The following is a 25,318-nucleotide window of genomic DNA, read 5'->3' as shown; positions in this document are numbered from 1 at the left end:
CGCCGGATGCGAGGAGCCTCGCCCGGCAGGGACGACGCGTCTGGATTCCGGGCTCCGCTCCGCGGCACCAGACTGACGGGCGCGCGGGCAGAGACGATTGAGAGTGTGAGGAGCCGTCATGGGCCAGCCCTTCGAGCCGCCGTCCGGCGACGGGATCGAGAGCGTCGAGCTGAAATCGGCGCTGGAGGAGCGCTACCTCGCCTACGCGCTCTCGACGATCATGCACCGGGCGCTGCCGGACGCCCGCGACGGGCTGAAGCCCGTGCACCGGCGCATCCTGTACGGCATGCGGCTGCTGCGCCTCGACCCGAATACCGCGCATAAGAAGTGCGCCAAGATCGTCGGCGACGTGATGGGCGACTTCCACCCCCACGGCGACCAGGCGATCTACGACGCCCTGGTGCGGCTCTCCCAGGACTTCGCCCAGCGCTACCCGCTGGTCGACGGCCAGGGCAATTTCGGCAACATCGACGGCGACGGCCCGGCCGCCTACCGCTACACCGAGGCGCGGCTCACCGAGGTCGCCCGGCTGCTCCTCGACGGGATCGACGAGGACACAGTTGATTTCCGGCCCTCCTACAACGGCGAGAAGGAGGAGCCGATCGTCCTGCCGGCGGCCTTCCCGAACCTGCTGGCCAACGGCAGCCAGGGCATCGCGGTCGGCATGGCGACCTCGATCCCGCCGCACAACGCCGCCGAACTGTGCGATGCGGCGCTCTACCTGATCAACCACCCCGAGGCGACCTCGGCGCACCTCGCCAGGTTCGTGCAGGGTCCGGACTTCCCCACCGGCGGCATCCTGGTCGACTCGGCCGAGTCCATCGCCGAGGCCTACCGGACCGGCCGCGGCGCCTTCCGGGTCCGCGCCCGCTGGCACAAGGAGGATCTGGGCCGCGGCACCTGGAACATCGTCGTCACCGAGATCCCCTACGGCATCCCGAAGGGCCGGCTGATCGAGAAGATGGCCGAGCTCCTGCAGGAGAAGAAGCTGCCGCTCCTGGCCGACGTGCGGGACGAATCGGCCGAGGACGTGCGCGTCGTGCTGGAGCCGCGCGCGCGCACGGTGGATCCGGTGATCCTGATGGAATCGCTGTTCCGGCTGACGGAACTCGAGGCCCGGATCCCGCTCAACCTCAACGTCCTGGTCGGCGGCCTCGTGCCGAAGGTGATCGGGCTCGTCGAGTGCCTGCGGGAATGGGTCGACCACCGCCGCGTGGTCCTGCAGCGCCGCTCGCGCTACCGCCTCGGCCAGATCGACCGCCGCCTGGAGATCCTGGGCGGCCTGCTCATCGTCTATCTCGACCTCGACGAGGTGATCCGCATCATCCGCGAGGAGGACGAGCCCAAGGCCGCCCTCATGGCCCGGTTCGAGCTGACCGAACTCCAGGCCAACGCGATCCTCGACACGCGCCTGCGCTCCCTGCGCAAGCTGGAGGAGATGGAGCTGAAGCGCGAGTTCGAGGGGCTCACCGCCGAGAAGGCCGAGATCGACGCCCTGCTCGCCTCCGAGCCGGCGCAGTGGAAGGCGATCCAGGCGCAGATCCGCGCCGTGAAGAAGACCTTCGGCCCCGAGACCAAGCTGGGCCGCCGCCGCACCACGCTGGCGAGCCCGCCGGATGTCGGCGGCATCGACTTCACCGCGGCCCTGGTGGAGCGCGAGCCGATCACCGTGATCGTCTCCACCAAGGGCTGGATCCGGGCGCTCAAGGGCCACGTCGCCGACCTGTCGGGGGTGGCGTTCAAGGGCGACGACACCCTGAAGATCGCGTTCCCGACCGAGACCACGCAGAAGATCCTGCTGCTCGCCACGAACGGCAAGGTCTTCACCCTCGACGCCTCGAAGCTGCCGGGCGGGCGCGGCTTCGGCGACCCGGTGCGCCTGATGGCCGACCTCGACGACGGCACCGAGATCGTGGCAGCTCTGCCCTACCGGCCGGAGACCAAACTGCTCATCGTGGGCTCGGACGGCCGCGGCTTCGTGGCGCCCGCCGACGCGCTGGTCGCCAACACCCGCAAGGGCAAGAGCGTGCTCGGCCTCGACGGAGACGCCACCGCGGCCGTGCTGGTGCCGGCCGAGGGCGACCACGTCGCGGTGGTCAATACGGAGAAGCTGCTGCTGATCTTCCCGATCTCCGAGGTGGCGGAACTCGCCCGCGGCAAGGGCGTGCGGCTCCAGCGCTGCCGCAGCGGCCGGCTCCAGGACGCGCACGTGTTCAAGCTGGCGGACGGCCTGCCCTGGCAGGACGGCTCGCCGGAGGGGCGGCTCGCCAACGCGTCGGTGCTGGAGAAGTGGCTCGGCCACCGGGCCGAGGTCGGGCTGATGATGGCGCGCAGCTTCCCGAAGTTCGAGCGGTTCGGGCGCTGAGGAGAGGGCGGTTGCTCCGTCATCACGAGCGCAGCGAAGTGACCCAGGGCAGCGCCACCTTGACGAACGTGGCGCCGCTGGATGGCTTCGCTCCGCTCGCAACGACGACGGCGCCGACGTCACGGGCGGCGGTCACCGCCCCTTAACGGCCGCCTCGTCCGCAGCCCAGAGGTGCTGCGCCGCGTAGGCGCGGAAGGGCCGCCACGCCTCGGCCCGGGCCAGAAGCTCCGCCGGACTCGGGCGACCGGTGCCGGTCTCCAGAGCCCGCAGCAGGCCGACATCGCCCACCGGCAGGGCGTCCGGCAGCTTGAGCGCCCGCAGGGCGATATACTGTGCCGTCCACGGCCCGATCCCGCGGATCGCCGTGAAGCGCAGCAGCGCGGCCTCCAGCGACTCGGCCGGAGCGAACAGGTCCGGTTCGGCCAGCGTCGCCGCCGCCAGCGCCCGGATCGCCGCGCCGCGGGCGCGCGGCATGTTGAGCGCCAGGGCGATATCGGCCTCGACCAGATCCGCCGCCGTCGGGAAGACGTGGGTCAGGACGCCCACCGGCTCCGGCAGCCGCGTCCCGAACGCCGCCACAAGCCTGCCCGCCAACCCGATCGCGGCGGAGACCGAAACCTGCTGGCCGAGGATCGCCCGGCAGCCGGTCTCGAACGGATCCCAGGCGCCCGGCAGGCGCAGCCCGGGCCGGGCCGCCACGAGGGGGGCCAGGACCGGATCCCGGGCCAGGCAGCCGGCGATGGCAGCCGGGTCGGCGTCGCAGTCGAACAGGCGGCCCAGGCGCTCCGCCACCGCGGCGGCGTGTCCGGGATCGATGCCGCGGAGGACGACGCGCAGGCAATCCGTGCCGGGCTCCGCCGTCAGGTGGCCGAACCGACCCGCGACGCGGACCGTGCGCCGGTAGGCCGAGCCGTCGGGCGCCACCGTCTCGACGCCCGGGATCGCGCGCTTGGCCAGGAAGGCGCGGATCGCCGCCCAGTCGTAGGGCGGGCGGCAGGGCAGGCGGAGATCGATGGCCTCCGCACACGCGAAGGGCGGCCTTTCGGCCGCCCCCATGGTCGTGTCCTGGGTCGCGTCCCGGGACAGGTCCCGCCTCAGCCGCGCTGATCGACCGGCACGTAATCGCGCTGGGCCGGACCCACGTAGAGCTGGCGCGGACGGCCGATCTTCTGCGAGGGATCCTCGATCATCTCGGCCCACTGGGCGATCCAGCCCACCGTGCGGGCCACCGCGAACAGCACCGTGAACATGTCGGTGGGGAAGCCCATCGCCTTGAGGGTGATGCCCGAGTAGAAATCGATGTTCGGGTAGAGCTTCTTCTCGATGAAGTACTCGTCCTTGAGGGCGATCTGCTCCAGCTCCATGGCGACGTGCAGCAGCGGATCGTCGGTCTTGCCGAGTTCCTTCAACACCTGGTGGGTGGTGTGCTGCATGATCCGGGCGCGCGGGTCGTAGTTCTTGTAGACCCGGTGGCCGAAGCCCATCAGGCGGAACGGGTCGTTCTTGTCCTTGGCCTTGGCGACGTACTTGCTGACGTTCTCGGGGGTGCCGATCTCCATCAGCATCTTGAGGGCCGCCTCGTTGGCGCCGCCATGGGCCGGCCCCCAGAGGCAGGCGATGCCGGCCGCGATGCAGGCGAAGGGGTTGGCGCCGGACGAGCCCGCGAGCCGCACCGTCGAGGTCGAGGCGTTCTGCTCATGGTCGGCGTGCAGGATGAAGATCTTGTCGAGCGCCCGGGCGAAGACCGGGTTCACCTCGTAATCCTCGCACGGCACAGCGTAGCACATGCGCAGGAAGTTCGAGGTGTAGTCGAGGTCGTTCTTCGGGTACACGAACGGCTGGCCGATCGAGTACTTGTAGGCCATCGCGGCGAGCGTCGGCATCTTGGCGATCATGCGGATCGACGCGATCAGCCGCTGGCTCTCATCGGTGATGTCGGTCGAGTCGTGGTAGAAGGCCGAGAGCGCGCCCACGGAGGCGACCATCACGGCCATCGGGTGCGCGTCGCGGCGGAAGCCGGTAAAGAACCGGTTCATCTGGTCGTGCACCATGGTGTGGCGCGTGACCCGGTAGTCGAAATCGGCCTTCTGGGCGGCGGTCGGCAGGGCGCCGAACAGCATCAGGTAGCAGGTCTCGAGGAAGTCGCCCTTCTCGGCGAGCTGCTCGATCGGGTAGCCGCGGTAGAGCAGCACGCCCTCGTCGCCGTCGATGTAGGTGATCTTCGATTCGCACGAGGCCGTCGAGGTGAAGCCCGGGTCGAAGGTGAAGGCGCCGGTCTGGGCGTAGAGCTTGCCGATATCGATCACGTCCGGCCCGATCGTGCCGGATTTAACCGGCAGCTCGACCGACTTGCCGTCCACGGTGATGGTGCTGGGTGCGCTCATGGATCGTGGACCCTTCTCTGGCGACGTGGCGGATGCCGGCCTCGGGCTGCCCGAGCCGGTCCCGGGGGCCTGAGCACCACGCATTATGCTGCGGGTGCTCACTGGCATGGGTTACCCAAACGGCACTGCAGCAGCAACGGGGTCGGTGACAACCCGACCCCGACGCCAAGCATATTCCGCCAAGCGAAATCCGGGCCGGGGCGCTGGGCTCCCGGCTGCGCCCGGCCGTCTCAGCCCTGCGGCACCTGATCGCCGAGCCGGGCCAGGGTCTCGTCCCGGCCCAGCACCGCCATCACGTCGAACAGGGGCGGGGAGGTGGTGCGGCCCGTGAGCGCGGCGCGCAGGGGTTGAGCCACCTGCCCGAGCTTGCATCCGGCCGTCTCGGCGTAAAGGCGCACGGCGCCCTCGGTCGAGGCCGCGTTCCAGTCGGTCAGCGCCTCGAGCGCCGGGCGAACACCCGCGAGGCGGGCGCGGCCCTCGTCGGAGAGAAGGGCGCCGGCCTTCTCGTCCAACGCCAGGGGGCGTTGCGCGTACAGGTAATAGGCGCTGTCGAGGAGTTCGATCAGCGTCTTGGCACGCTCCTTCAGACCCGGCATGGCCTGGGTCAGCTTGTCCTTCAGGTCTGCCGGGAGCGGCGCCGACAGGCCGCGCGCGGGGCCGACATTCGGCAGGATGGTCTCGATCGCCGCCACGAGGTCGGCATCCGCGCTGGTGCGGATGTAGAGGCCGTTGAGGTTGGCGAGCTTGGCGAAGTCGAACCGCGCCGCCGAGCGCCCGACCGAGCCGAGATCGAAGGCCGCGACCATCTCCTCGGTGGAGAAGACCTCCTGGTCGCCGTGGCTCCAACCGAGGCGGACGAGGTAGTTGCGCAGGGCCGCCGGCAGGTAGCCGAGGTCGCGATAGGCCTCGACGCCGAGGGCGCCATGGCGCTTCGAGAGCTTGGCTCCGTCGGCCCCGTGGATCAGGGGGATGTGCGCCATCGTCGGGACCTCCCAGCCGAGGGCAGAAAAGATCTGGGTCTGGCGCGCGGCGTTGGTGAGGTGGTCGTCGCCGCGGATGATCTGCGTGACGCCCATGTCGTGGTCGTCCACCACGACGGCGAGCATGTAGGTCGGCGTGCCGTCCGAGCGGAGGAGCACGAGGTCGTCGAGGTCCTTGTTGGCCCAGGTGACGCGACCCTGGACGGCGTCGTCGACCACGGTCTCGCCCGTGAGGGGCGCGCGCAGGCGGATCACCGGCTTGACCCCGGCGGGGGCCTCGGACGGGTCCCGGTCGCGCCAGCGCCCGTCGTAGCGGGGCGCGCGGCCCTCGGCGCGGGCGGTCTCGCGCATCTGCGCCAGCTCCTCGGCGGTAGCGTAGCAATGGTAGGCGCGGCCCGCAGCCAGCAGCTCCTCGGCTACGGCGCGGTGGCGCTCGGCCCGGGCGAACTGGAAGACCACGTCGCCGTCCCAGTCGAGGCCGAGCCAGGACAGGCCGTCGAGGATCGCGTCGATCGCGCCCTTGGTCGAGCGCTCCCGGTCGGTGTCCTCGATCCGCAGCAGCATCCGGCCACCGGTGTGGCGGGCGTAGAGCCAGTTGAACAACGCCGTGCGGGCTCCGCCGATATGGAGGTAACCGGTGGGCGAGGGCGCGAAGCGCGTGACGACGGCTGAGGACATCGGTCCGATAGGTTCGGGGGCGAGGCGCGAAGGGGTGGAGGCGGGGCGGCGGAGAGAGCGTCGATGGGTCTCGACACGGCGCCCGTAGCACGAAGCGCCGGCTGTAGCACGGGCCTGCGGATGGGTTAAGAATCGCCTGGGGAATCGCCCGGCCGCCGACGACAGGTCGCGCGGTGCGGGGTGGCGGCAATGCGACGGATCGGCGCGAGGCTCGCGGGTGGCGCTGTGGCGCTGGCCGGCCCGCGCGCGCCCGCCCTCCCGGCAGTCCGCCACTGGGTGGCCAAGGGCCTCGTCCGGGAGGCCGAACAGCGCCGGCTGTTCCCCTGGCTGGCCGTGGCGTTCGGGGCCGGAATCCTCATCTACTTCGTGGCGGCGGATGGCACGCCGCTCCTAGCCGCGCCCCTGATCGGCGCGGGTCTCGCCCTGGCGCCGACCCCGATCCTGGGGGCGCGGCCGGCGGCCCTGGCGCTGGCCCTCGGCGTGGCGGCCGCGTTCCTCGGCTTCGCGGCGGCGACCTGGCGGGTCGCGCAGGTCGCCGCCCCGATCCTCACCCGCACCACCATCGGCCCGCTGGTCGGGATGGTCGAGGCGCTCGACGAGCGGGAGGTCGGCGCCCGACTGATCATCCGCGTCGAGACCTTCGCGGGGCTCGCGCCGGAGTCGCGGCCGGTGCGGGTGCGGGTCTCGTTCCGCAGGACCCCCATCCCGCGCCCCGGGGACGTCGTCGCCGCCACCGCCCGGCTGCTGCCGCCGCCGGAGGCCGCCCGGCCGGGCGGCTACGACTTCGCCCGGGACGCGTATTTCCAGGGACTCGGCGCGGTGGGCTCGCTCGTCGGCGCGGTCGCGATCCGGGCGCCGACCGAGCCGCCGCCCATGAGCCTGCGCCTCGCCGCTCTGCTGGACGAGGCCCGCAACGCGCTGACCCGCCGGATCGCGCAGGCCGCAGGGGGACAAGCGGGCGCGGTGGCGGCGGCTCTTGTAACGGGCAAGCGGGGACTGATCGCGCCGGCGACCAACGACGCGCTCCGCGCCGCCGGAATCTACCACGTGGTGTCGATCTCGGGGCTCCACATGGTGCTGGCCGCCGGCGTGGTCTTCTGGCTGGTGCGGGCGGTCCTCGCCGCGGTGCCGTACTGCGCGCTGGTCTGGCCGATCAAGAAGATCGCCGCCGGCTTCGCCATGGTCGGGGTCACCGCCTACTGCGCCTTCTCGGGCTGGGACATCGCCGCCGAGCGCTCCCTGATCATGACCCTGATCATGCTGGGCGCGATCCTGGCGGACCGGCCGGCCCTGTCGATGCGCAACCTCGCGCTGGCCGCCCTGATCGCCCTCGCCCGGGAGCCCGAGGGCCTGCTCGGCCCGAGCTTCCAGATGTCGTTCGGCGCCGTGGCCGGGCTGATCGCCTGCGCCCGGCTGATCGACGGGCGGCTGTTCGTGCGCCCCGGGGCGGGGCGGCTCGGGCGGCTCGTCGGCACCGGCCTCTCGGCGGTGACCGGGACCCTGGCCACGACCCTCGTGGCCCAGATCGCGACCGCGCCCTTCGCCACCTATCATTTCCAGACGGTTCAGCCCTTCGGGCTTGTCGGGAACGCACTGACCCTGCCGCTGGTCTCCCTCGTGGTGATGCCGTCGGCGGTGATCGGGATCCTGGCCTATCCCTTCGCCCAGGACCGGCCGATCTGGTGGCTGATGGGTCAGGCGGTGGGGGGCATGCTCGTCGTCTCCGACTGGATCGCCGGGTTCGAGCGGGCGATCGTCGTCGTGCCGGCCTTCGGCACGTCGGCGCTGATCCTGCTGACCCTCGGCCTGCTGCTGGCGACGCTCCCAGCCTCGCGCCTGCGCTGGCTCGCCCTGGCGCCTGCCCTGGTCGGCCTCGTCCTCGCGGCCAGGCCGGACCGTTACGACCTCTACGTCGACCGACAGGGCGCAGGAGCCGCGGTCCGGGGGCCAGACGGACGCCTCACGGTGCTGGGCAGCCCTTCCGGCTTCGTCCTCGAGCAATGGCTGAAGGCGGACGGTGACGGACGGCGGCCCGCAACGCTGGTCGCACCGCAGGGCAGCGGCCGCTGCGACCACCTCGGCTGCACGGCGCGCCTGCCGGACGGCCGAGCGGTGGCCCTCGTCCGGGATCGGCGCGCCTTCCCGGAGGATTGCGCCCGCGCCGCAGTGGTGATCACCGGCCTCGTGGCGCCCCCGACCTGCACGCGCCCGCTGGTGATCGACCGGCGCGTCCTCACCGCCCACGGAGCGGTCGCCCTCCGGGCCGAGGGTGACGGTTTCGCCACCCGGTACACCCGTGCCGACGGCCGCGCCGTACCCTGGCGGCCGGGACCGGCACGTGAGCCGCGCCTGCGGACGCCCGTCACATCCGGGTCGGACGGATCCCACACCGCGGAGGCTCCGCCTCCGGAAACCGACGGGTCAGGCAACGGCGCCGTCTCCGGCGACGCGCCCGCCGAGCCGCTTCAGTAGCGGCGGACGAGGCTGACCAGGCGTCCCTGGATGCGCACCCGGTCGGGCCCGAGCACGCGGGTCTCGTAGGCCGGATTGGCGGCTTCCAAGGCGATCGAGGAGCCCCGGCGACGCAGGCGCTTGAGGGTCGCCTCCTCGTCGTCGATCAGGGCCACGATGATGTCGCCGGTGTTGGCAGTGTCCTGCTTGCGGATCACCACGAGGTCGCCGTCGAGGATGCCGGCCTCGACCATCGAGTCGCCGCGCACCTCAAGGGCGTAGTGCTCGCCGCCGGCCACGAAGTCCGGCGACAGGGTGATGGCGTGGCTCTGGTTCTGGATCGCGGAGACCGGCGTGCCGGCCGCGATCCGGCCCATCACGGGAATCGAGATGGCGCGGCCGGCCTCGTCGAGGATCCGCGTGCTCGCCGGTGCGGGCGGCTGCTTGGACTTGCCGCCCTCGACCACGCTCGGCGTGAACCGGCGAGGCTCTGCCGAAGCCGCGGTCGGGGGCGCCTGGGTCAGGCTCTCGGGGATGCGGATCACCTCGATGGCACGCGCCCGATTCGGCAGGCGCCGCAGGAAGCCGCGCTCCTCGAGGGCCGTGATCAGCCTGTGGATGCCCGATTTCGACTTGAGGTCGAGGGCGTCCTTCATCTCGTCGAAGGACGGCGGGACACCGCATTCCTGCATCCGGCTCTGGATGAATCGCAGGAGGTCCAGCTGCTTGCGCGTGAGCATCGACGGGGGACTCGCGGCTTGGCGGACCGCCACGTGACGGTCTCCGAAACAAATCACGAACAGGTTAAACGTTCCGCAAGTGTTCTGCAAGGGCGGGACCGCTACGCTTGGACCGGTGTCGGCCCGGCCATGCGGCCGATCCGGCGCCTCGCCGGACGGGACGGGCCGAGAAACGCATTGACGGCGCAAGCGGAGCCGTTTCAATGCTGGCCCGTGCCCCGCCGGAGAGGCGGCGGATCCGGGACGCGGGCCGGGACCAGCTTGGAATGACGCGGATGCGACGACCCGCAGCTCTGCTGCCCCTCGGCCTCGCCGCCCTCGGCCTCGCCGGCTGCACCACCGGGTTTTCCTATATCTCGCGGAACTATGTGGCGCTCACCCCTCAGGTGGTGACGATCGGCTGCAAGGAGCCCTACGAGGTCTACGATAACCGGCAGCAGCGCCGGATGCTGATCGTCTCGAACGCCCTGCGCGAATATGCCGGCTGCAACCTGAGCGAGGCGCGGATCGATCCGGAGCCGGACGCGACCCGGGTGAAGCGCTTCCGCACCGCCGCCCGGGCCTATCTCGACGAGACGGTGCGGGAAGATTGCCGGATCACCGGCGAGACCGTGTTCGATCCGCTGAAGAGCGAATTCGCCTACGCGTGCGACGCGCCGATCGAGCGGCGCGGCACGGTGGTTCCGCGCCTGCCAGGCCGCAATCCGGGTCTCGGCCCGCGCTAGCACCACTTTGGGAAATTGATATCAGGGCGGGTGTTCGAAGGCGACTTTACTATTCGGGCCGCGCGGCGTCTGCAGCCTGTTGAGGAGATCGAGGATGGCCGACGGGGCCGCTTCCGGCAAAGGGGTGGCGCTCGCGTAGGGCCTGCTCCCTTGAACTTCCGATTACCCGGGTCGCGGGGGGCCGGCCGCAGCTGGATCGGGCACGGTGGTGCGGACCCTGCGCCCGCGCACCACGACGCTGGCCAAGCCCATCGCCCGCATCAGCCGGGCGACCGTGCCGCGCGCCACCGCGATCTCCTTGCGGGCGAGCTGACGCCACGCCTTCCTGAGCCAGCAGACGCCGAAGTTCGCCGCTTGAACGCGCCGGATCTCGGCCATCAGCATCGCGTCGCGCCTAGCCCGAGCCGACAGCCGCTCCGGATCGGCCTGCCGTTCAGCGTCCTGCTCCTATGCAGCGCTGCCGAGTTCGCAGCAATCCGCAACKGAATCAAGACGAGACAGATTAAGAGAAAAAGTCCGGATAGCTCGCGTCTTTGCTGCCAAATACAAGCTTTATATTTTGTTTTTCAAAAATATAGGTACCACGCATGACCTAAAGCTGAGTATATAGACGGATCATTACGCTACCCGTGCGTCTCTCCCGCGAACGCGTCGAGACCCGTGAGAGTCCCGCCATCCGTCCCGAGCGAACATATTCGCGGTAATATTGGTCACGTTCAAAAGTCGATCTGTTTTGATCGACCAATACGGCAAGACCAGAAACACTCGGCTCACTTTGATCGTCGCCGCGTCGCTTCCACGTCGAGGCCTATTGCCGAACGAGTCGCTTCGGCCTAGCTCCCTTGCGGCCATCAGAGCCTGCGCGGCCCCGGTCGCGATTTGAGACGGACGGAGACACCCCGAGATGCCCTTCGCTTTCTGCCGATCCCTTCCCCTGGCCGCCCTGGCGCTCGCCGCGGCCACCGTGCCGGGCTACGCCCTGGAGGTGACCCGCTCGGCCGATATCGCCGCGCCCCCGGCCAAGGTCTGGCAGACCATCGGGGAGTTCTGTGGCATCGGCGACTGGCACCCGGCCATCGAGAAATGCGCGCTCTCCGACAAGGACGGCATGAAGGTCCGCACCCTCAGCCTGAAGGGTGGCGGCACCATCAAGGAGGAGCAGGTCTCCCGGGACGACAAGGTGATGAGCTACACCTACACGATCCTGGAGAGCCCGCTGCCGGTCTCCGACTACAAGTCCACCCTCTCGGTCGCCCCGGCGGGTTCGGGCTCGAAGGTGACCTGGACCGGAACCTTCAACGCCAAGGGCGCGCCGGACACGGTCGCCACCGATGCGATCCAGGGCATCTACGAGTCCGGCCTGAAGGCGCTCGCCGACAAGGCCAAGTAGCCGCCGTCACGATTTGGTGCGCGCCGCTGAGCGGATTTGGCAGCGGCGCGCGCCGACCTCCTTCTTGGGCCGTGGAATTTTGCGGCTCCGGTTCAGCCTGACCGCATCGTAGGTCGGGCTGGCGTGTCGCCGCGCCGATTGACCCACTGCCACGCTCGGCTCAAAACCCTGCCGGCGCAGCCCCCCCCGCGCCCCAACAGGATGATCGCCGTGCCCGCGTCCCGTCTGCCGATGCGCCTCAGCCTCGCCGCCCTCGCCGTCGCGGCGCTGGGCGCCTGCCAGCAGCGCAGCGCCCCCGCGGTCGCGGAGCCCTCGCCGATCGTCCCGGCTCCGATCGCGCTGCCCACGGGCAGCGGCTGCGGTCCCGAGATCGCCCGCACCAAGGCGATCGTCGACAGCGACGTGGCCACGGGCAATCTCAACAAGCCGGTGGGCGACCGCTTCAACGCCGACCTCGCCCAGGCTGCGGCGGAATGCTCGGCCGGCAAGTCGGGCGAAGCCCTCCACCTCCTGGCCGCCGCCAAGAGCCGCTTCGGTTACCGCTGAGCCGGCCGCGCCGCCCGCCGATCCTGATCCCGTGCGATCGGGGTCGGTCGAAGCTGCGCGGTGAGTCAGCCCCTGGTATCGCGCGCCATGTCAGGCCGGCGCCCGCATCCCGAGAGGGCTGGGCCGGACGAGGGTGCGGCCTTCCGGCTAGATCACGAACATCAGGTTGAGGCCCGCCCGGCGGAACCCTTCCTCGGCGATCTTCAGGTCGAGCCCATAGGAGGCGATGTCGTCGGCCACCGGATCGAGGGATGGCGCCCGGTGCTGGTGCAGGTGCTTGATGTAGCTGTGACAGGTCGTGCAGCTCTCGACCTGGACATCCTTCGAGACCTCGTCCAGCCCGTAATAGCTGATCCCCTCGCCGGACCCGCAGRCGGTGCACCGGATCCGGACGTGGTTCCAATACGTGCCGCAGAGCGAGCAGCTGAGGTACCGGGCCTTGTCGGCCGGGGTCCAGGCGACGATCACGCTCGCCACCGGCGCGCCGCCGCAGCACGGGCAGACCCCGTCGGCGACCGGCTTCAGGCTGCCGGTGTCGAGGCGCGCGGCCAGCTCGGCGAGGCGGATCTGCAGGGCCGCCGACACGAACACGCACTCGGCGATCCGGTCGACCGGCAGCGCTCCCTCGAAGACCTGCAGGGCGAGGTCGAGGCGGTCCTCCCGGGAGGCCCCGCGCAGAGTCTCGCGGGCCGCGGCCGACGCCTCGGGCGCCGTGGCGAGGTCGAGTTCGCCGAGGAGGGCCAGCAGGAAATCGTCGAAGCCCCGATCGACCTCCAGGCTATGCCGAGACAGGAGCGGCATGCCGTGCTCGCTCCGGAGCGCCAGATCGGCAGCCTCGGGTGCCGCCACGGGCGGACCCTTCGCCTGAACCACGGCCTGGGCGCGGGCGACCTCGGCGACGAAGCGCAGATAGGCCTCGAGCGGATGCCCGGGCGCGGCCTCCGACAGGCGCGCGGCCCGGTCGGCGAACAGCGTCGTCGGATCGGGCAGGCGCACGAACGGCACCGAGCCCGAGATGCCGATCTTGTCGGGATCGGGCTTCAGCTCGCTGAAATCGCGGCGGCGGGGCTTCGGCTCCGTCGCCTGCGCGGTCTTCGCGTCCGCGGCGGGCGACGCGGGCGTACGCTTGAAAAAACGGGCCACGCGTTCAGGATCCGCGCTTGTCCACCGAGCCGTGGCGGGCCTTGCCACCGACGATCTGCCGGAACCACTTGCGGTGATGCCGATAGGCCCAGCCGCCGGTGACCGTGCCGCGCACCATCGCCCGGCCGGTGCCGCGCACCCAGATGCCCGCGTAGACGTGGACCACGATGATCGCGATGGCGATCACGGCGGCCAGCGAATGGGCCAGGAGCGCCCAGCGCTGGGTCTCGATGGAGGTGAGGCCGCCGAAATAGGTGTTCCAGATCACGAGGCCAGTGACGAACATCACGCCGATCAGCGCGGTCTGGCCCCAGAACACACCCTTCTGGCCGGCATTGTACTTGCCGAGTTCCGGCAGCCGGTCCTCGCGGTTGGTGACCACGTCGCCGATGTGCTTGGTCCACTCGACGTCGTCCCTGTTGGGAATGTTGAGCTTCCAGAAGCGCACGAACAGGAAGAAGAAGCTGACCGCCAGCGCCACGCCGAACCAGGGATGGATCGCCCGGGTCGCCTGCCCGCCGCCGAACAGGCCGGTGAGGGAGAACAGGTAGGGCGTGAACATCGCCAGCCCCGATAGGGTCAGCAGGGTGAACAGGATCGCGGTGATCCAGTGGTTGACGCGCTGCACGCCGGTGTAGCGCGGGACGTACAGCACCTCCGGCGCCTCGGATTTGGCGTGGTGGAGGGGGCGGGGATCGCCGTCTCGGATGTCGCTGTGGATCGTCATCGGCCTTCTCGCGCCTGACGGGCCGGCTCCGCGGGCGGCGGAGGCGGCTTTGTGAGTCAAGATAGGGCCTGTCGGCCCCGCCGTCTTCGGTCGTCCGATCCCTGCAACGTCAGAAGGGACCGCGGGTCCCCTCTCCCGTGCGGGAAAGGGCAGGGTGAGGGGTGTGGGCTTACGGAGGAGGCTCGCCCCAGGCGCGCTTCGATGGCGTGCTCGGCTCTGAACCGTCTCGTCCCTTACCCCGACTCTCTCCCGCTCGGGAGAGGGGGCGCGTTGCGTCTCCCGGGCCGCGCCGGCCGCCCGGGACCCGTCTCAGTGCGGCCGGACCTCGCCGCCGCCGGTCTCGCGGCGCCTGGCCTCGTCGTACTCGACCGCCTCTTCCTCTTCCTCGGGCACGACCTCGTTGGGGCCGGCCGTCACGTAGTGGAAGAAGCCCGCCACGGCCGCAAAGCCCATGGCGGCGAGACCGAACACCTTGGCGCCGCCCTTCCAGAAGGCGACGAGCGGCGAGATCTTCGGGTCGTTCGGCAGGCCCGCATAGAGGCTCGGCTGGTCGGCGTGGTGGAGCACATACATGACGTGCGTGCCGCCGACGCCGGCTGGGTCATAGAGACCGGCATGCTCGAAACCGCGCGACTTCAGGTCCTCGACGCGGGTCTGCGCCTGTTCGATCATCGCCTGCTTGGTGCCGAACATGATCGATCCGGTCGGGCAGGCCTTGGCGCAGGCCGGAGCCTGACCCACCGCCACCCGGTCCGAACACAGGGTGCACTTGTACGCCTTGTGGTCGGTCTGGCTGATGCGCGGGATGTTGAACGGGCAGCCCTTCACGCAGTAGCCGCAGCCGATACAGTTCTCCTCGATGAAGTCGACGATGCCGTTGGAGTACTGCACGATCGCCCCGGGCGACGGGCAGGCCTTCAGGCAGCCCGGCTCGGAGCAGTGCATGCAGCCGTCCTTGCGGATCAGCCATTCGAGGTTGTTGGTCTCCGGGTTCTCGTACTCGGTGAACCGCATCAGGGTCCACGACTTCGGCGTGAGGTCGTGGGGGTTCTGGTAGACGCCGGTGTTCACACCGATGTCGTCGCGCAGGTCGTTCCACTCCTCGCAGGCCGATTGGCAGGCCTTGCAGCCGATGCACTTCGACACGTCGATGAGCTTGGCGACCTCCACCTGGCGGCGGATCTCCGGCGGCGTCTCCGTCGAGGCGGAGCGCTGGCGGATGTCGAGGGAGCTGTAGTCGGCCATGATTCAGCTCCCCCTTACGAGACCGCGTCCGACGGCGGCGTGGTCGGCTCGATGTTCACGAGCCAGGCCTTGAACTCCGGCGTCTCGGTGTTCGCGTCGCCCACGACCGGCGTGAGCGAGTTCGGGTGCCACCCTTTCCTGGTGAGGCCCATGAAGCCCCAGTGCTGCGGGATGCCGACGACGTGGACGGGCTTGCCGTCGCAGATCAGCGGCTTGATGCGCTTCGTCACCACGGCCTTGGCTTTCAGGGAGCCGCGCTTCGACCAGACGCGGACCCATGAGCCCTTGGCGATGCCCTTCTCCTTGGCGAGCTCCTCCGAGATCTCCACGAAGGCCTCCGGCTGGAGGATCGCGTTGATCCGGGCGTGCTTGGTCCACCCGTGGAAGTGCTCGGTCAGGCGGTAGCTCGTCGCCGCGTAGGGGAAGTCCTTCGCGTCGCCGAGATCGGCGAGGTCGTCCTTGAAGATCCGGGCGGCAGGCGCGCCCTTGATCTTCGGGAAGGCGACGTTCTGCACCGGGGACTCGAAGGGCTCGTAGTGCGTCGGGAAGGGCCCGTCGCGCATGAGACCGCGGGTCCACAGGCGGGCGACGCCCTCCTGGTTGAGGATGAACGGGCCGACACCCTTATCGGGGGCGACGGTGACCCCGTAGTCCGGCACGTCGAAGCCGATCCACTGCTTGCCGTTCCACTCGATGAGCTTCTTCTTCTCCGACCACGGACGGCCCTCGGGGTCGCACGAGGCGCGGTTGTAGAGGACGCGCCGATTGGCCGGCCACGCGAAGGCCCAGTTCGGCGCGATGCCGCGGTCGCCAGGATCGGTGTTGTCCCGGCGGGCCATGGTGTTGCCCTTCTCGGTGTAGCAGCCCGAGTAGATCCAGCACCCGCAGGCGGTCGTCCCGTCGTCCTTGAGCTGGGCGAAGCCGTCGACCTGCTTGCCCGCGGGGATGATCGTCCCGTTGAGGTCCGGGGTCGGCGCCACCGTGTAGCCGTTGAGCTCGCGGGCGAGTTCGGTCGGCGTGGGGGACTCGGCGATCGCGTAGTCCCACTTCAGATTGACGATCGGGTCCGGGAAGGCCCCGCCGTCCTTCTTGTACGCCGCCTTCATGCGGAGGAAGATCTCCGACACGATCTCGATGTCCGAGCGGCACTCGCCCGGCGGCTCCTGCGCCTGCCAGTGCCACTGCAGCCAGCGGCTGGAGTTCGACAGCGAGCCTTCTTCCTCCACGAACAGGGTGGTCGGAAGCTCGAACACCTCGGTCTGGATTTGGGTCGGATCGACGTCGTTGTACTCGCCGTGGTTCTCCCAGAACCGGGCCGTCTCGGTCTTGAGCGGATCCATCACCACGATGAACTTCATCTTGGAGAAGGCTTCCGTCATCTTGGCGCGGTTCGGGAACGACAGCAGGGGGTTGAAGCCCTGGATGACGTAGCCGGTCATCTTGCCCTGCTTGGCGAGCTCGAACCCGCGCAGCACGTCGTAGGTCGGCACGTCGAGCTTGGGCAGGTAATCGTACGCCCAGTCGTTCTCCTTGGTGGCGTAATCGCCCCACATCGCCTTCTGGAACGAGACGAAGAACTTGTTGTAGTTCTGCCAGTAGCTCGTCTGTCCGGGACGCAGCGGCTTGAATTGCCGCTTGGCGATGTAGCTCGCGTAGTCGGGCTCCTTCTCCACCGGGATGTTCAGGTACCCCGGGATGAGGTTCGACATCAGCCCGATATCGGTCAGCCCCTGAATGTTGGAGTGACCGCGCAGCGCCTGCATCCCGCCGCCGAGCATGCCGATGTTGCCCAGCAGCGTCTGCACGATGCACATCGAGCGGATGTTCTGCGAGCCCTTGGAATGGTGCGTCCAGCCCAGGGCATAGAGCGACGCCATCGTCCGGTCCGGCGCGGCCGTCGTCGCCATCAGCTCGCAGACCTTCAGGAAGGTCTCCTTGGGCGAGCCGCAGATCGTCTCGACCATCTCGGGCGTGTAGAGGGCGACGTGCTTCTTCAGGAGCTGCATCACGCAGCGCGGGTGCTGCAGCGTCTCGTCGACTACGGCGTAGCCGTCGGGGCCGATCTCGTAGTCCCAGGTGGTCTTGTCGTAGTCGCGCTTGTCCGCGTCGTAGCCCGCGAACAGCCCCTCGCTGAAGTCGTAGCCCTCGCGGACCACGTACCCGGCGTTGGTGTAGGCGGCGACGTAGCGGTGCTGCAGCTTGTCGTTGTCGAGCAGGTACTTGGCCACGCCCGACAGGAACGCGATGTCGGTCCCCTGCCGGATCGGGCAGTAGAGATCGGCCACCGACGCCGTGCGGGTGAAGCGCGGGTCGACGACGATGAGCTTGGCGTTGTTATGGGCCTTCGCCTCGACGACCCACTTGAAGCCGCACGGATGCGCCTCGGCGGCATTGCCGCCCATCACGGTGATCACGTCCGCGTGCTTGATGTCCATCCAGAGGTTGGTCATCGCACCGCGTCCGAAGGAGGGCGCCAAACTGGCGACCGACGGACCGTGTCAAACCCTGGCCTGATTGTCGAAGACCAGAGCCCCCATGCTTCGAACGGTCTTGTAGGTGAGCCAGGCCGTCTCGTTGGTGGTGGCCGAGGCGCCCAGGAAGCCCATCGTGGTCCAGCGGTTGACCGCGAGGTCGCCGTTCTTGGCCACGAAGTTCTTGTCCCGGTCCTCCTTCATGAGCTTCGCGATCCGGTCGAGGGCGAAGTCCCAGGAGACGCGCTTGAACTCCGAGGAGCCGGGAGCGCGGTGCAGCGGGTACTTGGTGCGGGTCTCGGCGTGCACGAAGTCGAGGAGCGCAGACCCTTTGGGGCAGAGCGTGCCGCGGTTGATCGGGTGATCGGGGTCGCCCTCGATGTGCATCACCGAGGAGCGCGCGTTCTTCGAACGGTCCCCGAGGCTGTAGAGGATGACGCCGCACGACACCGAGCAGTACGGGCAGGTGTTGCGGGTCTCGCGCATCTGCGCGAGCTTGAAGGGCCGCACTGCGGCGGCCATAGCCGGTTCGAGTCCGCCGAACCCGAGGGCACCGAGCGAGCCGCCCGCGAGGCCGGCGCCGGCCCCCTTGAGCAGGCCACGCCTTGAGACCTGGACAGTCATCTCCGCCTCACAGAAAAGCAATCTGGTATAATTCCAGGGTGTCCCAAAAAAGCGCGTGGGAGGCAAGTGCGGTTGCGTGACACAGCGAGTCGTCCTGTCTCGGGCGAAGCAGCACGTTGATCTGGGTCAATATCATCCTCGCCAGAAACGATTTTTTTACTTGCTGGGCGCGGCGGGATTCATGCCCGAGGGGCCGGCCGTGCGGTGCTCCAGGGGCGCCTGCGGGTCGGTGGCGGAGGAACCGCCGGGGCTGGCTGTCGGGACCGGGCGGTTCGCGTTCTCCTGGATCGACTGGCCGCCTGGGTTCGGAGCATCCTTGGCGGCCGACTGCTCCCGGGGAACGGGCGCCTGGCTCCAGCCGTCCTGGGCGCTACGGGACTTGTCGCCCATCGCGTCGACGCCCTTGATCTCCCCCGGCTGCGTCTGGGCGAGGACGGGCGAGGCCGCCGCGGCCGCCGCGACGAGAGCGAGGACCGGCAGCGGAAGGAACGACGTCGAGCGGGACAAGGTACGGCTCCGGGCAGCGTGAGGGGTCAGCCGGGCAACGTCCCCTCGGCGGGCCAGTTCCGGGCCGCGACACCGGTCCCGCACCCGCCGCACGGCCGCCCGCAAGGCCTGCACAGTGACATCTCATTAACCAAGCTTTGCCATTCTCCTCGGGATGGGACGCGGAGGCTTTCGGAGCATGTCGAAACCGAATCCAGAGCGTCCGGACGAGCCGGAGCGGACCGCCGCCACCGCGCCTCTCCCCCCCGGGGTGCGCCGCCATATCGGCCAGAACCTGCGGACCTTCTATTCCGACGCCCTCGCGGCCCCGGCCAACCAGCGACTCGAAGCCCTGATCGCCCAGCTCGCCAAGCCGAAGCGTTGAGCGGCAGCGTCGACCGGGTTTTCCGCACCGCGCGGCTCTGCGTGCGCGCAGGACCCCGCCCTTGTTCGGCTCGGCCTGACGGTCGGGCGCAGCAGGTTCGGTATCCTGCGTTGCTGCCGGCGGAGCCGTGCGATCCGACTTCGCCGCTCCCGATGACGGGAGACGCGGCGGCCTCCGGCTGAGGCCAGGCACGGACCGACTGTCGGCCCTGCAGCCCCGCGATCGGACCCCGCCCAGATCTCCGCCTCAGGCCTTCGCCCCGATCTCCGTCGGCCCTCGCAAAGCTCGATCGATGTGCGTCGCCGCACCTAAGATCGTTCGTTCTGCGAAACCGCGCGACTCATTGAATTTCTTCTTTGTCGAACCGGTTCCGGAGAAGATCCATGCCTTCTCGTGGGCTACCCCCCTGACATCGCTTGCCTTCTGAAGGAATCCGTCGCTCCTGCTCATCGCATCGCGCCGCGCGCCGCTGCCCGTCGGGCTTGACTTCGTTCGGTAAAACGAACGATTTTCGGGACCATGCGGCGCCCTCTTGCGCGCTGCAACCGCGAAGGGCTGGGGATCGGACGTGATGACGAACGCTGCGGGTCGGGTCCGGATGGTTCGGGCGATCGGGCTGTCTGTGCTGGCCGGAGCCGGTCTCTGGGCCTGCGTGATGCCGGCGACCGCAGAGACCGCGCTGCTCAACGTCTCGTACGATCCCACCCGCGAACTCTACCGGGAGATCAACGCCGCCTTCGCGGAGGACTGGAAGGCCAAGACCGGCGAGGCCATCACGGTGCGGGCCTCGCATGGCGGCTCGGGGTCCCAGGCGCGCACGGTCATCGACGGGGTGGACGCCGACGTGGTCACCCTCGGCATCCCGTCGGACATCGACGCCATCGCCAAGCTCACGCACAAGATCCCGGACGACTGGCGCAGCAAGCTGCCGAACACGGCGACTCCCTACACCTCGACGGTGGTGTTCCTGGTCCGCAAGGGCAATCCGAAGGGGATCAAGGACTGGGCCGACCTCGTGAAGCCCGACGTGAAGGTGATCACCCCGAACCCGAAGACCTCTGCCGGCGGGCGCTGGAACTTCCTCGCCGCCTGGGGCTACGCCTACGGCCAGGACAAGGATTCCGCGAAGGCCGACGCCTTCGTCGGGCAAGTCTACAAGAACGTGCCGATCCTCGACACCGGCGCCCGCGGCTCGACGGTGACCTTCGCCCAGCGCGGCCTCGGCGACGTGCTGCCGACCTGGGAGAACGAGGCCTATCTGGTGCTCCAGGAATTCGGTGCCGACAAGTTCGACATCGTCTCGCCGCCGAGTTCGATCTACGCCGAGCCGCCGGTGGCCCTCGTGACGGTCAACGCCGCGCGGAAGGGCACCACGAAGGCCGCGCAGGCCTATCTCGACTTCCTCTACACCGACCGCGCCCAGGCGATCTTCGCCAAGCACCATTACCGGCCGATCCGCCGGGAGGCGGCTGCGCCGGCCGATCTCGCCCAGCTGGCCGACATCACGCTGTTCAAGATCGAGGACCTGCAGGGTTCCTGGGACGAGATCCAGAAGCGGAACTTCGATGCCGGCGGCCTGTTCGACCGTCTGAGCCGCGCTGGCCGCTGAGGCTCGAGAACCATGGTCGCATCGCCCCGTCCGAGACGGACATTCCGACGGCCGAGCGTGATCCCGGGCTTCGGGATCAGCTTCGGCTACACCCTGGCCTGCCTCGGCCTGATCGTCCTGCTGCCGCTGGCCGGGCTCGTCGTGAAGGCCTCGGGTCTCGGCCTCTCGGGGATCTGGGAGGTCGCCACCGATCCGCGGGTGGCGAGCGCCTTGCGGATCAGCTTCGGCGTCTCGGCCCTCGCGGCGCTCGTCGCCTCCGTGTTCGGCTTCCTGGTGGCCTGGGTGCTGACCCGCTACCGTTTCCCGGGCCGCAAGCTCGTCGATGCGGCGGTCGATCTGCCCTTCGCGCTGCCGACCGCCGTCGCCGGCATCGCGCTGGCGTCGCTCTACGCCCCGAACGGGCTGCTGGGCGCCCCGCTCGCCCGCCTCGGCATCCAGGTGGCCTACACCCCGCTCGGCATCTTCATCGCCATGGTGTTCATCGGCCTGCCCTTCGCGGTGCGGACCGTGCAGCCGCTGATCGCCGAGATCGACAAGGAGATCGAGGAGGCCTCCGCCACCCTCGGGGCGACGCGGCTCGCCACGCTCACCAGGGTGGTGCTGCCGCCGCTGATCCCGGCGGTGCTCACCGGCTTCGCGCTGGCCTTCGCCCGGGGGGTCGGCGAGTACGGCTCGATCATCTTCATCGCCGGCAACCTGCCCTACGTGTCGGAGATCGCGCCGCTGCTGATCGTCATCAAGCTCTCCGAGTTCGATTACGGCGGCGCGGCGGCCATCGCCACGATCATGCTGGGGATCTCGTTCCTGACGCTGCTGGCCATCAACCTGATCCAGGCGTGGTCACGGAGGCGGTTCGGCTATGTCTGAGATCTTCTCCCCGGCCTTCGTGCCGGCTGCCAAGCCGGCCCCGGTCGCCTCGGAGCGGGCCGCCACCCGCGCGGTGCTGATCGGGATCGCCGTGGCGTTCCTGGCCCTGTTCCTGGTCCTGCCGCTGTTCGCGGTGTTCACCCAGGCCTTCTCGCACGGGCTGGCAGCCTTCCTGGACGCGTTCCGGGAGCCCGATGCCTGGAGCGCGATCCGCCTGACGCTGACGGTGGCGGCGATCGCGGTGCCGTTCAACGTGGTGTTCGGGCTCGCGGCCTCCTGGGCGATCGCCAAGTTCGAGTTCCCCGGCAAGTCGCTGCTGATCACCCTGATCGACCTGCCGTTCTCGGTCTCGCCCGTAGTCTCGGGGATGATCTACGTGCTGCTGTTCGGGTCCCAGGGCCTGTTCGGCTCGTGGCTCATCGACCACGGCATCCAGATCCTGTTCGCGCTGCCGGGGATCGTGCTCGCCACGGTGTTCGTGACCTTCCCGTTCGTCGCCCGCGAGCTGATCCCGCTGATGCAGGAGCAGGGCACGGCCGAGGAGGAGGCGGCGCTGACGCTCGGCGCCTCGGGCCTGCATGCGTTCCGCACGGTGACGCTGCCCAACATCCGCTGGGGCCTGCTCTACAGCGTGCTCCTCTGCAACGCCCGGGCGATGGGCGAGTTCGGCGCGGTGTCGGTGGTGTCGGGCCACATCCGCGGCCTGACCAACACCATCCCACTCCACGTGGAGATCCTCTACAATGAGTACAACTTCGTCGCCGCATTCGCCGTCGCTTCGCTCCTCGCCGTCCTTGCCCTCATCACCCTCGTCCTCAAATCCGTCCTCGAGTGGCGCTTCGCGGGGGATCTCGCGGGTGGGCGGTCTCACTGAACGGCCCTCTACGGCGATCCGGGTCGAAGCCGTCTCGAAGACCTTCGACACGGCGGCGGTGCTGCACGACCTCTCCCTCGACGTCCGGGCAGGCGAGCTGATCGGGCTCCTGGGGCCGTCGGGCTCGGGCAAGACGACGCTGCTGCGGATCATCGCCGGGCTCGACGCGCCGGACCGGGGCCGGATCCTGTTCGGGGACGACGACGCCACCGGGCTCGCCGTCCAGGAGCGGGCCGTGGGCTTCGTGTTCCAGCACTACGCCCTGTTCAAGCACATGAGCGTGGCCGACAACATCGCCTACGGACTGAACGCGCGCAGCCGGGCGGACCGCCCCGCCAAGGCCGAGATCAAGCGCCGGGTCGGCGACCTCCTCGACCTGATCCGGCTCTCGGGCTTCGGCGACCGCTACCCGTCGCAGCTCTCCGGCGGCCAGCGCCAGCGGGTGGCGCTCGCCCGGGCGCTGGCGGTGGAGCCCCGCGTGCTGCTGCTCGACGAGCCCTTCGGCGCCCTCGACGCCCAGGTCCGCAAGGATCTGCGCCGCTGGCTGCGCGAGATCCACGACCGCACCGGCCAGACCACGATCTTCGTGACCCACGACCAGGACGAGGCCCTGGAGCTGTCCGACCGCGTCGCGGTGCTCGACCGCGGCCGGCTGGAGCAGGTCGGCACGCCCGACGAGGTGCAGGAGAACCCGGCCTCCGCCACCGTGATGAAGTTTTTGGGCGATTCCGTCGAGGTCGAGGCGATCGCCGAGGGCGGCCGGGTGCTGGTGCGCGGCCGGGAGACGCCGGTGGCGGCGCCGGCCGGTGTGATCGGCCCCGTCAAGCTCTACGTCCGGCCCTGGCAGCTGCAGCTCGCCGAGCCCGAGGCCGCGCACCTGTCCGGCACCGTACGCAGCTCGTACCGCACGCAGGGGCGCCAGCGGATCGAGGTGGTCGATCCGGAGGGGCGCGTGCTGGCGGTGGAGGATTTCGACGGCATCCGTTACCCGGCTGGGCACCCGGTCGGGCTGCGGATCAACGGCGGGCACGTGTTCGGATGAGGCTCGCCAGCGGCGGCGCAGCATCCTAGGCTCGCGACCATGACTGGACCGCGTCTCGAACCCGCCCCCGATGTCCTCGCCGCCATCGGCCACACGCCCCTGATCCGCCTGCGCCGCGCCTCCGAGGAGACCGGCTGCGCGATCTACGGCAAGGCCGAGTTCCTCAATCCCGGCCTCTCGGTGAAGGACCGCGCCGCCCTCTCCATCGTGCGCGACGCAGAGGCGAAGGGCCTGATCCGTCCGGGCGGCACCATCGTGGAAGGCACGGCCGGCAACACCGGCATCGGCCTCGCCCTCGTGGCCTCGGTGCGCGGCTACCGGACGCTGATCGTCATTCCGGTCACCCAGTCCGAGGAGAAGAAGCAGACCCTGCGGCTCGCGGGCGCCCGGCTGGTGGAGGTCCCGGCCGTGCCCTTCGCCAACCCGAACAACTACGTCCACGTGGCCCGGCGGCTCGCCGAGAAACTCGCCGCGACGGAGCCGGCGGGCGCATTCTTCGCCGACCAGTTCGACAACGTCGCCAACCGGCAGGCGCATGTGGACGGCACCGGCCCGGAGATCTGGGACCAGACCGGCGGCCGGGTCGACGGCTTCGTCTGCGCGGCCGGGACCGGCGGAACCCTCGCCGGCACCGCCGAAGCCCTGCGCGCCCGCAACCCGCAGGTGCGGATCGCCCTGTCCGACCCGGAGGGCTCGGCCCTCTACGCCCACTACACGACCGGGACGTTGAAGGCCGAGGGCTCCTCGATCACCGAGGGGATCGGCCAGGGGCGCATCACCCGCAACCTCGCGGGCTTCACGCCCGACAGCGCCTTCCGCGTCCCCGACCGGGAGGCCCTCGACATCGTGTTCGCGCTGATGCGGGAAGAGGGGCTGTCGTTGGGTGGCTCGTCCGGCATCAACGTCGCCGGGGCGATCCGGCTGGCCCGGGAGCTGGGACCCGGCCACACCGTCGTGACGATCCTCTGCGACGGGGCGGCGCGCTACGCCTCGAAGCTGTTCAACCCGGCCTTCCTCGCCGAACGCGACCTGCCGGTTCCGGCCTGGCTCGACGCGCCGCAGGATCCGCTGCCGGACTGGCACGCCTAGGGCGCGGGACCCCATCCCGAACTTTCCTCATAAAAGCGTGGCTTTGCGTTGAACGGAACGGATTGTCGCAGCGTTTGAACGGTCACGCTCGCATAAGCGCGACGGTCCGGAGAAGTCGACCATGTCCCTCGTCACCATCATACTCATCATCCTGATCATCCTGGCCTTCGGTGGCGGCGGCTTCCTCGGCGGCGGCGCGTATCGTGGCCCCGGCTTCGGCCTCGGCGGCATCCTGCTCATCGTGCTGATCGTGCTGCTGGTGACCGGCCGGCTGTAAGCCGGATCCCGCGAAAGCGGACGAAGCGGCGCGCAGACAGGCCGGCGCTTCGTCCGCCCGCGCCCTGGCGGGGCTGCGAGGTGCCGCCGAACCGCGGGGGCGCCCTTCGCGGGACCGGCTCAGCGGCAGGTGATTCCCACCACCGCGGCGGCGACCGCGCCGGGGCCACCCTCCCGACTCGGCGTCGCTTCGGGCAAGCCCTGAGCGGCCAGGAACGCCG

21 protein-coding genes and 1 pseudogene are annotated in these 25,318 nt (G+C 69.7%); 12 read left to right on the top strand and 10 right to left on the bottom strand.

Annotated features, from left to right (window positions below; genetic code table 11):
- The first annotated feature begins 118 nt into the window (after positions 1–118).
- Positions 119–2,365, top strand: a complete 2,247-nt coding sequence (gene parC, locus ACXJKQ_RS13755; RefSeq protein ID WP_457106295.1) for a DNA topoisomerase IV subunit A — start codon at positions 119–121, stop codon at positions 2,363–2,365.
- Positions 2,366–2,497: 132 nt separating this feature from the next.
- On the opposite strand, the gene ACXJKQ_RS13750 is transcribed toward parC, so the two are convergent.
- From ACXJKQ_RS13750 to gltX, 3 genes are all read right to left on the bottom strand, one after another.
- Positions 2,498–3,421 carry a DNA-3-methyladenine glycosylase family protein gene (locus tag ACXJKQ_RS13750; RefSeq protein WP_457106294.1) on the bottom strand — a complete coding sequence of 308 codons (924 nt, stop codon included), beginning with the start codon at positions 3,419–3,421 and terminating at the stop codon, positions 2,498–2,500.
- Between the two features lie 38 nt (positions 3,422–3,459).
- A complete protein-coding gene (gltA, locus tag ACXJKQ_RS13745; protein ID WP_457106293.1) occupies positions 3,460–4,749 on the bottom strand; it encodes a citrate synthase in 1,290 nt (429 codons plus the stop codon).
- Positions 4,750–4,979: 230 nt separating this feature from the next.
- Entirely contained in the window at positions 4,980–6,407 is a 1,428-nt protein-coding gene (gltX, locus tag ACXJKQ_RS13740) for a glutamate--tRNA ligase (RefSeq protein ID WP_457106292.1), read from the bottom strand.
- Positions 6,408–6,596: 189 nt separating this feature from the next.
- Here gltX and ACXJKQ_RS13735 point away from each other — a divergent pair, with 189 nt between their 5' ends.
- Positions 6,597–8,879: a ComEC/Rec2 family competence protein gene (locus ACXJKQ_RS13735; RefSeq protein WP_457106291.1), complete on the top strand. Its 2,283-nt coding sequence runs from the start codon at positions 6,597–6,599 to the stop codon at positions 8,877–8,879.
- Here the strand turns inward: ACXJKQ_RS13735 and lexA are convergent.
- The gene (lexA, locus tag ACXJKQ_RS13730) at positions 8,873–9,598 is read right to left on the bottom strand and encodes a transcriptional repressor LexA (RefSeq protein WP_457106290.1); all 726 of its coding nucleotides are present in this window, start codon (positions 9,596–9,598) and stop codon (positions 8,873–8,875) included. The genes ACXJKQ_RS13735 and lexA overlap by 7 nt on opposite strands.
- Before the next feature lie 275 nt (positions 9,599–9,873).
- On the opposite strand from lexA, the gene ACXJKQ_RS13725 reads away from it, so the two are divergent.
- Positions 9,874–10,323 carry a hypothetical protein gene (locus tag ACXJKQ_RS13725; protein ID WP_457106289.1) on the top strand — a complete coding sequence of 150 codons (450 nt, stop codon included), beginning with the start codon at positions 9,874–9,876 and terminating at the stop codon, positions 10,321–10,323.
- Positions 10,324–10,454: 131 nt separating this feature from the next.
- Here ACXJKQ_RS13725 and ACXJKQ_RS13720 read toward each other — a convergent pair.
- Positions 10,455–10,761: pseudogene (locus ACXJKQ_RS13720) on the bottom strand (IS3 family transposase); the annotation flags it as partial.
- Between the two features lie 466 nt (positions 10,762–11,227).
- Between ACXJKQ_RS13720 and ACXJKQ_RS13715 the strand changes: the two are divergent.
- Positions 11,228–11,713, top strand: coding sequence for an SRPBCC family protein (locus ACXJKQ_RS13715; RefSeq protein ID WP_457106288.1), 486 nt, complete (start codon positions 11,228–11,230; stop codon positions 11,711–11,713).
- Between the two features lie 201 nt (positions 11,714–11,914).
- Entirely contained in the window at positions 11,915–12,259 is a 345-nt protein-coding gene (locus tag ACXJKQ_RS13710) for a hypothetical protein (RefSeq protein WP_457106287.1), read from the top strand.
- A gap of 147 nt (positions 12,260–12,406) precedes the next feature.
- Here the strand turns inward: ACXJKQ_RS13710 and fdhE are convergent, their stop codons facing one another.
- The 5 genes from fdhE to ACXJKQ_RS13685 all read right to left on the bottom strand — a co-directional run bounded on the left by fdhE (position 12,407) and on the right by ACXJKQ_RS13685 (position 18,976).
- The gene (gene fdhE, locus ACXJKQ_RS13705) at positions 12,407–13,402 is read right to left on the bottom strand and encodes a formate dehydrogenase accessory protein FdhE (protein WP_457106286.1); all 996 of its coding nucleotides are present in this window, start codon (positions 13,400–13,402) and stop codon (positions 12,407–12,409) included.
- Positions 13,403–13,406: 4 nt separating this feature from the next.
- Positions 13,407–14,129, bottom strand: a complete 723-nt coding sequence (locus tag ACXJKQ_RS13700) for a formate dehydrogenase subunit gamma (protein ID WP_457106285.1) — start codon at positions 14,127–14,129, stop codon at positions 13,407–13,409.
- A 309-nt stretch (positions 14,130–14,438) separates the two neighbouring features.
- On the bottom strand, positions 14,439–15,374 hold the full coding sequence (gene fdxH / locus ACXJKQ_RS13695) for a formate dehydrogenase subunit beta (RefSeq protein WP_457106284.1): 936 nt from the start codon (positions 15,372–15,374) through the stop codon (positions 14,439–14,441).
- A gap of 14 nt (positions 15,375–15,388) precedes the next feature.
- Positions 15,389–18,469 carry a formate dehydrogenase-N subunit alpha gene (gene fdnG, locus ACXJKQ_RS13690; RefSeq protein ID WP_457106283.1) on the bottom strand — a complete coding sequence of 1,027 codons (3,081 nt, stop codon included), beginning with the start codon at positions 18,467–18,469 and terminating at the stop codon, positions 15,389–15,391.
- Between the two features lie 156 nt (positions 18,470–18,625).
- On the bottom strand, positions 18,626–18,976 hold the full coding sequence (locus ACXJKQ_RS13685) for a hypothetical protein (RefSeq protein WP_457106282.1): 351 nt from the start codon (positions 18,974–18,976) through the stop codon (positions 18,626–18,628).
- 178 nt (positions 18,977–19,154) lie between these two features.
- Between ACXJKQ_RS13685 and ACXJKQ_RS13680 the strand changes: the two genes are divergently transcribed.
- The 7 genes from ACXJKQ_RS13680 (at position 19,155) to ACXJKQ_RS13650 (ending at position 25,098) form a co-directional block, all read left to right on the top strand.
- A complete protein-coding gene (locus tag ACXJKQ_RS13680; RefSeq protein ID WP_457106281.1) occupies positions 19,155–19,340 on the top strand; it encodes a hypothetical protein in 186 nt (61 codons plus the stop codon).
- A gap of 571 nt (positions 19,341–19,911) precedes the next feature.
- Positions 19,912–20,949, top strand: coding sequence for a sulfate ABC transporter substrate-binding protein (locus ACXJKQ_RS13675; RefSeq protein ID WP_457106280.1), 1,038 nt, complete (start codon positions 19,912–19,914; stop codon positions 20,947–20,949).
- Between the two features lie 12 nt (positions 20,950–20,961).
- Positions 20,962–21,816, top strand: coding sequence for a sulfate ABC transporter permease subunit CysT (cysT, locus tag ACXJKQ_RS13670; protein WP_457106279.1), 855 nt, complete (start codon positions 20,962–20,964; stop codon positions 21,814–21,816).
- Complete coding sequence (cysW, locus tag ACXJKQ_RS13665) at positions 21,809–22,690, top strand: sulfate ABC transporter permease subunit CysW (RefSeq protein ID WP_457106278.1); 882 nt, start codon at positions 21,809–21,811, stop codon at positions 22,688–22,690. Before cysT ends, cysW begins: the two co-directional genes overlap by 8 nt.
- A 58-nt stretch (positions 22,691–22,748) precedes the next feature.
- Positions 22,749–23,732: a sulfate/molybdate ABC transporter ATP-binding protein gene (locus ACXJKQ_RS13660; protein ID WP_457106336.1), complete on the top strand. Its 984-nt coding sequence runs from the start codon at positions 22,749–22,751 to the stop codon at positions 23,730–23,732.
- Between the two features lie 39 nt (positions 23,733–23,771).
- A complete protein-coding gene (locus tag ACXJKQ_RS13655) occupies positions 23,772–24,821 on the top strand; it encodes a cysteine synthase A (protein WP_457106277.1) in 1,050 nt (349 codons plus the stop codon).
- A gap of 121 nt (positions 24,822–24,942) precedes the next feature.
- Complete coding sequence (locus tag ACXJKQ_RS13650) at positions 24,943–25,098, top strand: DUF3309 domain-containing protein (RefSeq protein ID WP_091716874.1); 156 nt, start codon at positions 24,943–24,945, stop codon at positions 25,096–25,098.
- Positions 25,099–25,318: the final 220 nt, after the last annotated feature.

The organism is Methylobacterium sp. P5_C11, assembly GCF_054049775.1.
This window is presented reverse-complemented; position numbering and strand designations above follow the sequence as displayed.

Excerpts from the sequence above, each read along its gene's own strand:
- parC (WP_457106295.1), top strand. The coding sequence starts at position 119 with ATGGGCCAGCCCTTCGAGCCGCCGTCCGGCGACGGGATCGAGAGCGTC.
- ACXJKQ_RS13750 (WP_457106294.1), bottom strand. The coding sequence starts at position 3,421 with ATGGGGGCGGCCGAAAGGCCGCCCTTCGCGTGTGCGGAGGCCATCGAT.
- gltA (WP_457106293.1), bottom strand. The coding sequence starts at position 4,749 with ATGAGCGCACCCAGCACCATCACCGTGGACGGCAAGTCGGTCGAGCTG.
- gltX (WP_457106292.1), bottom strand. The coding sequence starts at position 6,407 with ATGTCCTCAGCCGTCGTCACGCGCTTCGCGCCCTCGCCCACCGGTTAC.
- ACXJKQ_RS13735 (WP_457106291.1), top strand. The coding sequence starts at position 6,597 with ATGCGACGGATCGGCGCGAGGCTCGCGGGTGGCGCTGTGGCGCTGGCC.
- lexA (WP_457106290.1), bottom strand. The coding sequence starts at position 9,598 with ATGCTCACGCGCAAGCAGCTGGACCTCCTGCGATTCATCCAGAGCCGG.
- ACXJKQ_RS13725 (WP_457106289.1), top strand. The coding sequence starts at position 9,874 with ATGCGACGACCCGCAGCTCTGCTGCCCCTCGGCCTCGCCGCCCTCGGC.
- ACXJKQ_RS13715 (WP_457106288.1), top strand. The coding sequence starts at position 11,228 with ATGCCCTTCGCTTTCTGCCGATCCCTTCCCCTGGCCGCCCTGGCGCTC.
- ACXJKQ_RS13710 (WP_457106287.1), top strand. The coding sequence starts at position 11,915 with ATGATCGCCGTGCCCGCGTCCCGTCTGCCGATGCGCCTCAGCCTCGCC.
- ACXJKQ_RS13700 (WP_457106285.1), bottom strand. The coding sequence starts at position 14,129 with ATGACGATCCACAGCGACATCCGAGACGGCGATCCCCGCCCCCTCCAC.
- fdxH (WP_457106284.1), bottom strand. The coding sequence starts at position 15,374 with ATGGCCGACTACAGCTCCCTCGACATCCGCCAGCGCTCCGCCTCGACG.
- ACXJKQ_RS13680 (WP_457106281.1), top strand. The coding sequence starts at position 19,155 with ATGTCGAAACCGAATCCAGAGCGTCCGGACGAGCCGGAGCGGACCGCC.
- ACXJKQ_RS13675 (WP_457106280.1), top strand. The coding sequence starts at position 19,912 with ATGACGAACGCTGCGGGTCGGGTCCGGATGGTTCGGGCGATCGGGCTG.
- cysT (WP_457106279.1), top strand. The coding sequence starts at position 20,962 with ATGGTCGCATCGCCCCGTCCGAGACGGACATTCCGACGGCCGAGCGTG.
- cysW (WP_457106278.1), top strand. The coding sequence starts at position 21,809 with ATGTCTGAGATCTTCTCCCCGGCCTTCGTGCCGGCTGCCAAGCCGGCC.
- ACXJKQ_RS13655 (WP_457106277.1), top strand. The coding sequence starts at position 23,772 with ATGACTGGACCGCGTCTCGAACCCGCCCCCGATGTCCTCGCCGCCATC.
- ACXJKQ_RS13650 (WP_091716874.1), top strand. The coding sequence starts at position 24,943 with ATGTCCCTCGTCACCATCATACTCATCATCCTGATCATCCTGGCCTTC.